This window comes from Paenibacillus sp. FSL L8-0158, from assembly GCF_038592965.1.
In the GTDB taxonomy this organism is placed as follows: Bacteria; Bacillota; Bacilli; order Paenibacillales; family Paenibacillaceae; genus Paenibacillus; species Paenibacillus polymyxa_D.
The window spans coordinates 5418494-5432269 of sequence record NZ_CP151949.1 but is presented as its reverse complement, the minus strand read 5'-3'; the positions used below and the strand labels follow the sequence as shown (position 1 = coordinate 5432269).

Here is a 13776-nt window from a genome sequence, read left to right as displayed (position 1 = left end):
GGGAAGAAACATGGGAACAACGCGAAAGAGAAAAACTATATGGACACTCAGGAACAAGCTAAGTTTAGGCTTTTTGCTTGTTTTGCTGATTCCGAGCTTAAGTATTTCCATTGCGACCTATAAATCATCATATAATGCTATGGAAAAGCAGCTCCACAGTAGTGCGAATCAGGGGGTAGCGACGGCTAACTCGATTATTGAATATGCAATCGCCAGTAAAATCGAAGATGTGGGATATTTGGCAGAACGACTTGACAGTTCGATGATTGATGGTCGAAATAGCCCCTTGATTCAGCCCAAGCTGATCCAATACAAGGGTTTGCACGAAGATGCGATGGATGTTTTCGTCGGTACACCAGAGGGCTTGATGATCCGGGGGGTGCCTAAGGACGATGAGGGGACATTTGACCCTCGTACACGACCATGGTACATAGAAGCGATGAAGCAGCCCGGTAAGGTTGCAATTACGCCTGTTATCATCAATTCATCAGGTATTCCTGTTGTCGTAGTATCTCAGACACTTTCCGACAAGTCCGGGGTTATCGGGATTTCTCTAAATCTGGAAAGTGTACGTAAACTGGCCTCCATCAAAGTGGGCCAGGAGGGGTATATCATTATTTTGGATCATACGAAGAAATTTGTAGTCCATCCTACGGCTAAACCGGGCTCATCTCCACAGGAGAAAGTGCTTGATACGTTGTATACTGCGCCGAGCGGGAACTTTAAATATATGCATGAAGGTCACGAAAAATATTTGACCTATGTAACGAATACGGATACTGGTTGGAAAATTGCAGGTACCTTCTATCAATCCGAGATTAGCGATGCCACGGCTGCCATGCGTTATGTAACCATTTTTGTGCTGGCTGGCTCATTGGTGATTGCGCTACTCGCGATTTTCCTGATCACCCGTTCTGTTCTGGTACCAATTCGTAAGCTGCAAAAATCAGCAGAACGAATCAGTGAAGGAGATTTGACAGGCGATTTGGAAACCGGAAAAACGGATGAGGTAGGCGAATTGTCATCTCACTTCCAAACCATGGTCGACAGTTTGCGTACGATGATTCGAAGCGTTCACGAAACGACAGATCGGGTAAGTTCTTCAGCGGAGGAACTGGCTGCGGGTGCAGATCAGACAACCCAAGCGATTGAGCATGTCACCATTGCTATCCAGGAAGTGGCTGTGGGCAGCGAACGTCAGGTGCAAAGCGTTAAGCACGGCTCTGTAAATATGGAGGAGCTTGCTCAGCAAGCAGCGAACGTATCCGAGCGTATGGTGGGCGTATCTGAACATGTGAAGATGAACGCCGAGTCGGCTCAGGAGGGCAGCAAGGCTGCTACACAGGCTGTACAGAAGATGCATGACATCGATGAGACCGTTAACGATCTCGGACAGGCCATGGACTCACTCAATGAGCGCTCCAGTGAAATCGTGAATATTATCAGCGTTATATCGGGTATCGCCAAACAGACCAATCTGTTGGCACTGAATGCGTCCATTGAGGCCGCACGTGCCGGAGATCATGGCAAAGGATTTGCCGTGGTTGCTACAGAGGTGCGTAAGCTGGCTGAGGAATCAGCGAAATCGGCTACCTTGATCTCGGAGCGCATTGAAGCGATGCAGGTGGATATGAATCATGCTCTGGGCGCTATGCATCGAGCGCGGACACGGGTGACCGAAGGCATTGATTCGGTAACCACGTCTGAGCAATCCTTTGCGGAAATCAGCCAGGCCGTGGAACGAGCTATGGGGCATATCAATGACATTACCGGAGTGACTCAGGAAATGGCACGGGGGACTGTAGGTGTCGTAGATATTATGAGCGATATTGCCCACATTTCGGACGAGGCAGCGAGCAACACCGAGTCGATCTCAGCGGCAGCTGAGCAACAGCTCGCTTCTATCGAGGAAATTGCTTCATCTACAGCGGACCTGAGCCAAATGGCAGAGGAATTACGCGAACTGGTTGGACGTTTTCAGGTTGAAGGAAAGTCATAAAAATAATAAAAAGCGCCCGGACACAGGAGATTGTACTCTGTATCCAGGCGCTTTTTTAATGTTTTACATAATTTTTGGTTTGCAGGGTTAGAAGTTAACGTTGGAAGGACTTGCGGCGATCCAGACGGAAACGGACATCCCGTGAGTCGGAAGGACGCAGCGAACTTCTCTGAAACATATTGTTCAGAATCAGTGCGAAAATGACCAGCACTGTCCCATATAATTCAAAACGGCTAATGGCATAACCTTGGAAGTACATGAGTAGCAGCGTGGTAATCGGTACAAAGTTAATAAATAGAATCCCGTTCAGTGGAGACAGCTTGCGGATTCCGGCATTCCAGCTAAGCAGGGCCGCTAGCCCTGGAAGCAGGATCATAAAGCTCATTTCGTATTTAACTGACCACACAGCCTGCCAGTCCGGCACCACAATCCAGTTGAAAGCAGAGGCAAATGTGACGACTACGAAGGAGACGAGAGTTCCGAGCAGGCAGGTTAGGGTTGAATACCGAAGAGTAGACCATCCTGCAAAATGGCTGCCTCCCATGGAATATACGACCCATCCGACGACGCCTACGAAAATAAGCAGCAGCGGCAGTAAATGTTGTCCGGCAAGTGTGAAAAAGGTCCATTTCCCGTTCGTGATCACCAGTAAAGCCCCGGCCAGCGCAATCACCATGCTGATTAGTGTATATTTCGGAGGCATTTTACGGGTCATGACCCACACCATCGCAATGGAAATCATCGGCATTAGCACTTCCATTATAGAGGCTACCAGAGTGCCTGCTGCGCCCATCGCGTGCTGTCCCTGGAAAACGGCCATATTATAAATGGTGAATCCCATGGTCCCGAAGAATAACAACGTCTTGCCCTTGCCCTCAAAGCGAAATGCAATCCGTCCCTCTTTGAGCCACAATAGTACGACTAAAATGAGTGTAACCGATAAATAGCGCAAAAATGAAAAGTACAGTGGATTGATGTGTTGTAATGCAATGTGCGAAACCGGAAACATCGCCCCCCAGGACATACTGGCGATTAGGCATAATAAAGATCCGGTCATGATTTGTCTGTTCATGGTGTACAAAAGCTCCTCCTTGCCGGTCTCAGCGGACATATCTTATGGACAACATCATAAAGGATGGGAAGCTGTTGGTAAAATGATTGAAAATAAACATTATGATCATTTAAAATGATAATAAGTGACAAGGCGCGTCAATTTTGATGGCCCCTTGCCCTTCACAATAAGGGGGAGCAGTAGTGGATCTGAACGATTTAAACATTTTCCAGACGGTGGCTGCGCATGGCAGTGTCAGCAAGGCTGCAGCCGAGCTTAGCTATGTCCAGTCCAATGTAACGGCCAGAATCAAGCTGCTCGAAAAGGAACTGCAAACGCCTTTATTTAATAGACATAAGCGGGGAATGATCCTCAATGCCGAGGGCAAGCGTCTGCTGCAATATACGAAAAGCATTTTATCGCAATTTGAGGAAATGAAACATGCATTTCAGAATACCTCTGCACCTTCGGGGGTGCTGGAGATTGGCATTGTGGAGACTGTCATTGCCCTTCCGGCCATTTTACATGCTTACTATAGCAAGTACCCGGATGTCGAGTTGTCCCTCAAGGCTGGGGTTACAGAGTCTCTGGTGCAGGAGGTTGCAGAAATGCGGCTGGATGGAGCTTTTGTGACCGGGCCGGTCAAGCATCCGCTCATTGAACAGTTTGATGTATTTCAGGAAAAGCTGGTCCTTGTATCCCAAGGAGATGATTTTTCCGTTGAGGATCTTACAACTCGTCCGCTCCTTCTATATAAAAAAGGCTGCGGCTACCGGGGACGACTGGAAACCTGGCTCAAAATGGAGGGCATTATTCCTAAGCAGATCATGGAGTTTGGGACATTTGAGACGATTATCGGCAGTGTGGCGGCTGGTATAGGAATGACCGTATTTCCCGAATCTTCGATCAGCGGGCTAGTGGCTCAAGGCCATGTGTGCGGTCATGCGATGCCTGAGCCGTACAATGAAGTAACAACGGTGTTTATCCGACGTAAGGAAGCCTTTGTTACCAGTACTTTGCAGTCTTTTATAGATGAGATTATCACTCAGACAGAGGCATAGCTTTATCGCTTGGGCTCGGGTACAATGAGAGGGATTTGATCTCATTTTTCTTCCTGAAGGAGGGCTATTATGTTTACAATATATCCGGCGGCTTCCCGATTCAGCTTCGATAAGGGCTGGCTGCGGGGGAGTCACAGCTTTTCATTCGCGGAGTATCAGGATGAGAACAATACAGCGTTTGGTCCTATGCGTGTCTGTAATGACGATGTCATCACACCGGGACGGGGCTTTGGGGCGCATCCGCACAGTGATATGGAGATTGTTTCGATTGTGCTGTATGGGGAACTGCGTCATGAAGACAATCGTGGACATGTAGCAGTGACCCGTTTTGGAGGCATTCAGCGAATGTCAGCGGGCCACGGCATCATTCATACGGAGCACAACGCATCACAAACGGAGGATGTTAGTCTGCTGCAATTGTGGTTTAGCCCGCATACGAGAGGACTGAAGCCGTCATATGAGGCTACAGCGTTCAATCCTGAGCGTCTTCACGGTCAGCTTCTGCCTGTCGTTGCCGGAAAGCGTGTACCAGGCACAGAGGGTGAAATAGCTGCAATCAATCAGGATTTAACGATTTATTTAAGTAAGCTTCAACCCGGAGAACAAGTAGAATTCACACAGGCCGAGGGTCGGCGCGTGTTCTTGTTCGTCATCGAAGGCTCACTGCGTGTGAACGGTGAACATATTCTGCAAGGGCGCGATTCAGCTCGTATTGAGCAGGAGCCGAAGCTTGCGCTGGCAGCAGAGGAGTCTGCTTTTTATATGTTGATTGACTTGCCCTAAAAGGAGGTGCGCACATGGCGCAGCAGGAAACATGGCTGATTAAGCATGCCGTCACGGGACGTAGCTTTGCCGACAGCCGCAAGCAGAGTTTCGATTGCCGTTTGGAATCGGTGGACGGCGTGTTTCGCTTCACGCTTCAAGGGCTGCCGCGTGAGACGGCGGAGGCGATTGTGCGTTATAGCGGGGAGTTGAACGTATTTCGTTTTGTAACGCCGGTAGACGATGGACCCGTGGTGAAGCATTGGTATTACGTCACTCCGGAAAGCGTGGAATATCATGATCAGACAGATGAGCTTACGTTCGAAGCTGGTTCTGAGATTGAATACCATCCCGAGGAGTATTGGGGAGATTAATCATTCCTTTATCATAAATTTTCAGATTTATAATGGACTTTCGAAGGCTCTGCATCATTGCAGGGTCTTTTTGTTATCTGTTCGACATGTTGAGTTCATTGGATACATAATCCTTTGCAGGCTGGTACATTCTATATGTCATATTACGTTGTTCGGCTCATTCGTAAAGGGGGAATAACATGAAGAAAGGACGCTTTCCCAAGTTGCCGAGATTGCCGTGGAGCCGAAGAGCGGTTCCGGCCCCGGACCGCAAGCCACGAAATGCCCGTGTTCCCAAGGGACTGCCTGAGCCCTCGTGGCTGGAACAGCCGTTGCGAACCAGTCTGGACGATAATTTGACCGCACTGCGTGATATCTTTAAGGATTGTTCTGATGTCGTCTACCGTGAGCTCATGATTTCCCCTGAACGCAAAGGGTTGTTGGCTTATTTTGAGGGCACTGTAAAATCGGAGGATTTGCAGGATCATATCCTTCGGCCTTTCATCTTGGGCATGATGCTCAAGGACCCTGAAGTGAACGGCAAATTGGAGCCGCTGGATGAAACGCGTATCTCCATGTCCCAGACCAAAACGATGGATCAATGGAAGATGGTATCGGCAGCGATACTGGACGGCAATGCCGCCTTGTTCGTAGAGGGTACGCCGCGTGCGTACATTTTCAGCGCCAAGGGAGGTGTCCGCCGTGGAGTGGAGGAACCGCAGACCGAAGCGGTTATTCGCGGGCCGCGTGAGGGCTTCACAGAGACACTTCGCGTTAATACGGCACTTCTGCGATTCAAGTTGAAGACGTCGATGCTCAAAATGCAAAGTATGACCATCGGGAAGGAAACCCAAACCAGTGTAGTGATTACCTATGTCGAAGGAATCATAGATCCAAAACTGGTGGAGGATGTTAAAAAAAGGCTCAGTGATATCAAAATTGATGGTGTGCTGGAGACCGGATATATTGAGGAACTGATTGAGGATCATCCGTTTTCACCGTTTCCGCAAATGCAATACACGGAACGGCCTGATACCGTCACTGCACAGTTACTGGAAGGACGTTTTGCTATTTTTGTGGACGGAACGCCCTTTGCTTTGATTGGGCCCGTGACGATGTGGCAGATGATGCAAGCGAGCGAAGACTATTATGAGCGTTTTTTCATCAGCAATATGGTGAGAGGGATTCGGTTTCTTTTTCTCGTAATGGCTCTCTTTCTGCCAGCATTATATGTAGCGGTTACGACCTATCATCATGATATGCTGCCGACGACGCTCATATTGAGCATTGCAGCGGCTCGTGAATCCATACCTTTTCCCGCACTGGTGGAAGCGTTAATGATGGAAATTTCTTTTGAGGCATTACGTGAAGCAGGGATTCGTCTCCCCAAAACGGTCGGTCAGGCCGTCAGTATCCTTGGCGCACTCGTTATTGGGCAGGCCGCAGTACAGGCAGGGATTGTATCGGCACCCATAGTCATTGTTGTGTCGCTCACAGGTATTGCTTCGTTTACCATTCCACGCTTTAACTTTGCCATCACGGTTCGTCTGCTACGATTTCCAATTATGCTGATGGCGGGATTATTCGGATTGTTTGGGATCATTATTGCGACAACGCTAATTGCTACGCATCTAACCAAGCTAACATCGTTTGGCGTGCCTTACATGAGTGGATACAGCCCATACAACCATACGGATCAAAAGGATATCATTGTTCGTGCACCTTGGTGGAAAATGATTAAACGTCCTTCCTGGATTGGTAAAGACAACAACAAACGGGAAAAAGAAAAGATGAATGGGACGCCGACAACCGAGGAGGGATGGTGATGAAGCCCCAAGGCTCTGATACAGGGAAAATACGTAAAACGGCTGTGCTTAGTTGTCTGCTGCTCTGTTCTGTTCTTTTGGGGGGATGCTGGGATCGCCGTGAGGTGAACGATGTGGCCTTTGTGATGGGCACCGGGATGGATAAGGAAGGGGATCAATATCGGGTTACGATGCAAATTGCGCTCCCCGGACAGCTCGGGGCTTCGGGAAACACAGGAGGCGGGGGAGGCACAAGCGGGACGAAGTCCTATTATCTGGAGTCCAAGACAGGCCCAAGCTTTCGGGGAGCAAGCGCCGAGGAACAGCGAGGGGTTTCACGAACGCTGAATTACTCCCATCGCCGGGTGCTGTTGTTCGGCGAGGCACTGGCGCGGGAAGGGATCGGCAATATGATGGATGTATTGGCGCGCGTCCCACAGAACCGTTTATCATCTCTCGTTGTCATAACGAAGGGATCGGCGCTGGAAGTACTGCAGGCGGATGCTCCGATTGAGCAGTATCCGGCAGAAATGGTTCGCGAGCTCAACTATTCCTATATGGAGAACCCTCGTTCAATTAAGCTGCTGTTGAATACGATCCTGCTGGATGGTATTGATCCGGCTGTGCCGGTCATGTCATTGGTGAAGAATGGTCCAGCCAGTCTGAAGGACAAGAAGACGAATATTCAGGTCGACGGGCTGGCTGTATTTCGCAAAGACAGGGTGACCGGCATAATAGATAATCATTTAAGCCGGTTTTTGCTACTGGGTATGAATCAGGCCAAGAATACGGAAATTTTTGTACTTCCACCCAAAGGAAAAGGTTACATTTCCGTAGATCTCATCGAAAATAAGGTCAATATCGAACCCAATATTCGGGGGGATGAGATTCGGATGACCATTCATATAAACTGCAACGGAAATGCAAAAGAGAATGAGACGACTTTCGATATTTCCAAAGAGGCAAACCTGAAGTGGCTGGAACAGCAGGTTGCCGAGCAGATCAAGAAGGAACTGGGAGAGGCTGTTCGTGTTATTCAGCAAAAGTATCATTCGGATGTGCTTGGTCTGGGCCGGGCTATCATTACAAGTCGCCCTGATGAATGGAAGCGGATTAAACCCCAATGGGATCATTTGTATCCCAAGGCAGAGGTCACCATAGATCCGGTCGTACACATCGAAAATATTGGTGCAATCACCAAGCCATTAGGGGTCAAAAAGGAGAATATTCAGAATGAATAAGGTATTTCTGCTGCCATTGGTGCTGTCTATTCTCTTCATGTATCTGATTGACCGCAAAAGTCTCAACGCTGCACCTGCCGTCAACCGATGGATCTCACGTGTATTGTACGTAATTAGTATTGGTATCTGGATCTACGGAACATCGACAAGAAGTTCCGTTTATGTGGCTACATGGCTGACCCGTTTTATTGACATGTGGCTCCCCCCTACGTTGTAACGTGTAATAGATGCCTGTGGGCCAAAAGGAGATGTACCTTTATGAAACAGTTCACAACCAGACAAATCGTGTTGCTTGGTGTATTGCTGCAGGCCAGTATTACCCTTGTACATGCTCCGGCCCAGGCAGCAGATTACGCAAACCAGCATGCTTATTGGACTTGTATGGTTGCCGCCATTGTGCTATGCCTACCGATTTATGTGGTGCTTAGAATTAGGAGGCGTTTTCCAGATCAGGATATGCTTCAGGCCATAGTAAGCTCTCATCCCGTACTAGGACGCATGCTACTCTCGGTGTACCTTATAATTTTCCTGATTATATTTGCAAGGGATTTGAGAATTATTACGGATCTGGTACAGGTTACGCTGTTGCCATTGACCCCAATTGTCGTGATTTCTCTGATTATATTGTTAACTTTAGTGTTTATGGCTAAAGGTGGAATTAGCACTATCGTGAATATGACGGAAGTTTTTGTTCCGCTGATGATCCTGACGCTCTTAACCATGCCGCTTATTTTCGGACGTAATATGGATTTTGCGGTACTGAGACCGTTCTTGCATCCAGATGTAGGTGGAGTGGTCAAAGGGAGCTGGCGCATGCTTGGCTATATGGCAGACATTATGATGTTGCCCTTTGTGATTTTTGGGAAAAATTATAGTCCACGGAGCGCGTGGCTTGGGCATCTGACAGGAACCGTTTTTTTGGTTCTAATTGTGTTACTGGCAGAGCTGGTTATCGGTGTTCCCATTTTGTCACGACTGTTTTATCCTTCGTATGAACTGGCCCGTCAGTTGCAAGTGACCGATTTTCTGGATCGGTTCGATTTATTTGTGGGCGCTCTTACCGTGCCGACCCTGCTTACGAAAATGGGGTTTGATCTGTATGTCATCAGTTTGACTGTCAAGCGTATGTTTGCTCCAGCCTGGGGGAATTTGATTGTTTGGCCAGTAGGTTTGTTGGGTTACGTCTGTTCCTTTATGCTGTTCTCTAACATTGTACAAATATATGAATTCAGCCGGGAGTGGACCGTGGTTATGGTCATGTTCTTTGTCTTCATGCCATTTGTGTTATGGTTGCTACTCCGACCCAAACGTAAAGAAGAAGGCGGCGGTGATAGGCCATCCGGCGAAAAGCAGGATAACAGACAGAAAGACCAGTTGGGAGGCAGAACAGGACACGCCCACTTATAAGATTACTGTATTCATCGAAAAAGTAATTCTTATTTGTCTTTTACCCCTCTGATTGTATACTTGGTAGAAAGAAATACGACTTCTACAAGGGAGGCAACAGAATGGCACAACGCATGGCAGGTAAGAGAGTCGCTCTTGCTGGTCCCCGTAAAGCAGAAGAAATGGCGCTGCTAGTTGTGAAGATGGGAGGGGAGCCAGTACAGCGCCCGGCCCAGGGTACCGTTTTTTTAGATGATATCGAGCTGCGCAACGCTGTTGTATCGTGGGTGAAGCACCCTCCAGACTGGTACATTTTCACGACAGGGATGGGGCTGGATGCCCTGTTCGATATGGCGGAGGATATGGGCGTGGCCGAGCAGATTATGGACTTGCTGCAATCTTCCAACATTGCAGCGCGGGGCTACAAGACGGTCAATGGACTCAAAAAGCGTGGCTTTACGCCAGCAGTACGAGACGAGGACGGAAGTTTGATTGGATTGACAGGAGCTTTCGCCCCATACGATCTGAAGGGGAAGGAAGTGCTGTTGCAACTGCATGGCGATCCAGCCCCACGGTTGGTAAAATGGCTGGACGAGCAGGGGGCAGTGACCCGCCAGGTACTTCCTTATAAGCATATCCCACCTGAGGAAGCAAAATTGCAGGCGTTACTGGAGGATGTTATCCATCGTAATGTTGATGCCGTTACATTCACGAGTGGTCCGCAAATTCGATTTTTGGCCCAATATGCCAGAGAGCAAAATCGAATCGAGGATTTACTGGAAGCTTTCCGTGAGGATGTGATTGCTGTATCCGTAGGGAAGGTGACTGCACAGTCCATTGTGGAAGAAGGGATTGATCGAGTCGTGTTTCCAACCGAAGAGCGCATGGGCGCGATGATGGTGGAGCTGGGCAAATATTTTGAACATAACGATTCGGTGAATGGCTGTGGTCTGAAGATCATGAATGGTCATTGAAATGAGATCAAAATTATAAATGCAGTATGCTAAAAAATGAACTTATATTTCGGGATACAGAGTAAAATAAAGATAAGGGCCTACGAGGTCTTTATCTTTTTTTGTTGGACATGCATCGACAAAGATTGTTGTTATAGCGAAAATGTTTATCTAATATAATGAATAAGTTTCGATGCTACTTAGGACAGGAGCTGAGACGTTAATGAATTCTATTTGTGTATTTGCCGGGTCCAGACCTGGACATTCATCGGTATATGTTGAGGCTGCAGGCAAGCTGGGGGAAGCCATGGCTCGCCATCATATTCGTCTGATCTATGGTGGCTCTAGCAGGGGGCTGATGGGAGAGGTGGCGGATGGAATGCTGGCGGGTAACGGTCAGGTCACTGGCATTATGCCCACCCTATTATTTGATGCAGAGATCATTCATCGGGGAGTTACCGAATTTATTGAGGTAGCAAGCATGCATGAGCGTAAAGCGGCAATGAGCGAGATGGCCGATGCGTTTATTGCCCTTCCGGGTGGCTTGGGGACCTTTGAGGAGCTGTTCGAGGTATTGTGCTGGGCGCAAATTGGCATTCATCGCAAGCCCATTGGGCTGCTGAATGTGAATGGATATTTTGACCCGTTAGTAGAAATGGTGCGTCATAGCGTGCAAGAAGGGTTTACCGGGGCTGAGCATCCAGCGTTATTAAGTATCTCTGCGGACCCGGATGAATTGCTACATATGTTAAAAAATAAAGCAGAGAACTTGAAATAAAGCGTTTTTCGTGCTTGCACAACTGATTGAGGCAAGGTTATGATAAGACCCATAATCAAATAGCGGACAGACAAGGTGCCTTTGCGGTTGAGCAAAGGGTAACAGGGAATCGGGTGCAAATCCCGAGCGGTCCCGCCACTGTAAGGAAGAGGATTTTTTTAAAATGGTCACTCGTGAAAAACGGGGAAGACGAAAGAATCTGTTGATGCCAAGCCAGGAGACCTACCTTGATCTGTATGCACCGTTAACCTTCGCGGAGAGGATGGGTGTACGAAATCAGGAAATCAGGCACACGTTGCTTTTTCCATGTTGGCTAGAGGTTTGCGTGGATATGAACGTGCAGCAGCGTTTGAAGCGTAAACAGACAGATGGAAAACAACGGCAGGCTGGAGGAAGACAAATCGTGTCTTCTTACGCTGTTTGTTCGTCTGATGAGAGATACGTACATAGAAACCCCATCCGGGTAGGATGGGGTTTTTTTGAGTTACAGGATGTCCATAAATCATTGGAATAGATAGCATAGCTGCCCTGAAAAGGATGAATAGGAGGAGCACAATGAGCCCATTAGGAAAATTGCTGGTGATTGGATTTGGACCAGGAGATATGGAACATATCACAAAACGGGCGCTGGATGCGCTGGCCGAAAGTGAGGTCATTATCGGCTACAATACCTACGTTGATTTGATCCGTCCGTTGTTGAACGGACAGGAGATTGTACGTACAGGGATGACAGAGGAAGTGAGCCGTGCGCAGGAGGCGGTTCGCCAAGCAGAGATGGGCAAGAAGGTAGCCGTCATTTCCAGTGGAGATGCAGGAGTCTATGGCATGGCAGGGCTGGTGTACGAAGTGTTGATGCAAAAAGGCTGGCGACGCGAGGACGGGGTTGAGGTAGAAGTCGTACCGGGGATCTCGGCTATTCAGTCCTGTGCTTCGTTGCTGGGGGCGCCAGTGATGCATGATGCGTGCACGATTAGTCTGAGTGATCATCTGACCCCGTGGGAAACGATTGTGAAGCGCGTAGAAGCAGCGGCTTCGGCCGATTTTGTGATTGCTTTATACAACCCGCGCAGTGGTCGGCGTACCCGCCAGATTGTGGAGACACAGTCCATTTTGCTGCGTTACCGCGATCCGCAAACTCCGGTTGGGCTGGTGAAGAGTGCTTATCGTGAACGTCAGCAAGTTATTGTAACGACGCTGGAAGATATGCTGAACCATGACATCGGGATGCTGACGACTGTAATCATCGGCAATTCCTCGACGACGGTGTATGACGGCTTGATCGTGACTCCGCGCGGATATCAGCGCAAATACACGTTGGATGCGACCGAGCAGGCGCTCAAGCCGCATCAGCGGCTCCGCACGGAAGCGGAGCCGTGGTCGCTGGATGCGTCGCAGGCTGGAGCAGCTCCAGCCGTGACTGGACCCTCCGCGAGCGGCGCTGCGGTTGCGACGCAGGCACGCCCGCAAGCGATGGCTGTCGTGCAGGCAACGACTGCTGTGCAAACCGGCACGGCCCCGGCATCGCTGGCGGCAGAGGCGCTAAGCCGCCTCGCTGTCGGCGGCAAGCTGCCTGGCGAAGCCAACGCTCGCTGGAGCGGGCAAGCGCCTGCCGCCAAGAGCACCGCCGGAACGTCGGCGGTGGCCGGAGCAGGGGCCGCAGCCGGGATGGCGCCAGGCGGCTTTGGCAAGCCTGCGCTATTTGAGGTGGGCGTTTCCCCGGGTGTGGGAAACAAGAAGTTCACCGCTCGCCAGATGGCGCTGCTCGCCGAGGTAGCGGGTGATGACGGCGAGCTGGAATACACGCCAGATCATCAGATCGTGCTGCGCGTGCCGTGTGCAGACCCCGAGGAACTGGTCGGGCGGCTGCGGGATGAACGATTCATTGTCATGCCGATTGGCGATGTGTTTAGGGTGAAGGCGTGCGACTTCTGCAATATGGAGAAGGATGACGCTGTGCCTGTGGCTGAGCATTTACAGGTTGTACTTGGCGGATTACAGGCACCCAAGGAAACGAGCATTGCTTTGAACGGATGCGGTATGGCCTGCTATGGAGCGGTGCTGGAGGATATCGGAATCGTCTATCGCAAGGGAGGATACGACCTCTTCCTTGGTGGTAAAAAATTCGGTCGCAATGCTCATGCCGCTCAGCCCGTAGCGGAAGGGATTCCGGGTGATCAAATTACGGACATCGTGGAGAACGTCATCGCTGAATATAAGGAAAAAGGGCATCCGAATGAGCGTTTTCATAAATTTTTTAAACGTGTAGGCGTCGTTGCGGGTTTCCGGCATGAGGATGCACCAGCAACGGTAGAAGTGAATGCGGTTTGTGGTGATTAATGTACTGAAGGCCTGATGAACTGGATACAAGCATATATATAATAGGGCGT

12 protein-coding genes and 1 riboswitch are annotated in these 13776 nt (G+C 49.4%); of the genes, 11 read left to right on the top strand and 1 reads right to left on the bottom strand.

The annotated features are described in order from the left end of the window. Positions 1-10: 10 nt before the first annotated feature. Positions 11-1999, top strand: a complete 1989-nt coding sequence (locus tag NSQ68_RS24050; RefSeq protein ID WP_307351232.1) for a methyl-accepting chemotaxis protein — start codon at positions 11-13, stop codon at positions 1997-1999. A gap of 94 nt (positions 2000-2093) precedes the next feature. On the opposite strand, the gene NSQ68_RS24045 is transcribed toward NSQ68_RS24050, so the two are convergent. Continuing rightward, positions 2094-3071 carry a DMT family transporter gene (locus tag NSQ68_RS24045; RefSeq protein WP_342427393.1) on the bottom strand — a complete coding sequence of 326 codons (978 nt, stop codon included), beginning with the start codon at positions 3069-3071 and terminating at the stop codon, positions 2094-2096. Between the two features lie 182 nt (positions 3072-3253). Here NSQ68_RS24045 and NSQ68_RS24040 point away from each other — a divergent pair, with 182 nt between their 5' ends. From NSQ68_RS24040 to cobJ, 10 genes are all read left to right on the top strand, one after another. Then, positions 3254-4111, top strand: coding sequence for a LysR family transcriptional regulator (locus NSQ68_RS24040; RefSeq protein WP_342427392.1), 858 nt, complete (start codon positions 3254-3256; stop codon positions 4109-4111). Between the two features lie 69 nt (positions 4112-4180). Further along, on the top strand, positions 4181-4894 hold the full coding sequence (locus NSQ68_RS24035) for a pirin family protein (RefSeq protein ID WP_307351236.1): 714 nt from the start codon (positions 4181-4183) through the stop codon (positions 4892-4894). A 14-nt stretch (positions 4895-4908) separates the two neighbouring features. Further along, positions 4909-5247, top strand: a complete 339-nt coding sequence (locus tag NSQ68_RS24030; protein WP_342427391.1) for a hypothetical protein — start codon at positions 4909-4911, stop codon at positions 5245-5247. A 179-nt stretch (positions 5248-5426) separates the two neighbouring features. After that, positions 5427-7052: a spore germination protein gene (locus tag NSQ68_RS24025; protein WP_342427390.1), complete on the top strand. Its 1626-nt coding sequence runs from the start codon at positions 5427-5429 to the stop codon at positions 7050-7052. Continuing rightward, positions 7052-8272: a Ger(x)C family spore germination protein gene (locus NSQ68_RS24020; protein ID WP_307351242.1), complete on the top strand. Its 1221-nt coding sequence runs from the start codon at positions 7052-7054 to the stop codon at positions 8270-8272. Before NSQ68_RS24025 ends, NSQ68_RS24020 begins: the two co-directional genes overlap by 1 nt. Continuing rightward, positions 8265-8489 (top strand): hypothetical protein, encoded by a 225-nt coding sequence (locus NSQ68_RS24015; protein ID WP_307351244.1) that lies wholly within the window; start codon positions 8265-8267, stop codon positions 8487-8489. The genes NSQ68_RS24020 and NSQ68_RS24015 overlap by 8 nt, the downstream gene beginning before the upstream one ends. Before the next feature lie 41 nt (positions 8490-8530). After that, entirely contained in the window at positions 8531-9679 is a 1149-nt protein-coding gene (locus NSQ68_RS24010) for an endospore germination permease (RefSeq protein WP_307351246.1), read from the top strand. Between the two features lie 101 nt (positions 9680-9780). Then, on the top strand, positions 9781-10632 hold the full coding sequence (locus tag NSQ68_RS24005) for a uroporphyrinogen-III synthase (protein ID WP_342427389.1): 852 nt from the start codon (positions 9781-9783) through the stop codon (positions 10630-10632). A gap of 202 nt (positions 10633-10834) precedes the next feature. Next, a complete protein-coding gene (locus tag NSQ68_RS24000) occupies positions 10835-11389 on the top strand; it encodes a TIGR00730 family Rossman fold protein (protein WP_250240683.1) in 555 nt (184 codons plus the stop codon). A 56-nt stretch (positions 11390-11445) separates the two neighbouring features. Beyond that, a riboswitch (cobalamin riboswitch) is annotated at positions 11446-11634 on the top strand. A gap of 310 nt (positions 11635-11944) precedes the next feature. Then, positions 11945-13726, top strand: a complete 1782-nt coding sequence (gene cobJ / locus NSQ68_RS23995) for a precorrin-3B C(17)-methyltransferase (protein ID WP_342427388.1) — start codon at positions 11945-11947, stop codon at positions 13724-13726. Positions 13727-13776 lie beyond the last annotated feature (50 nt).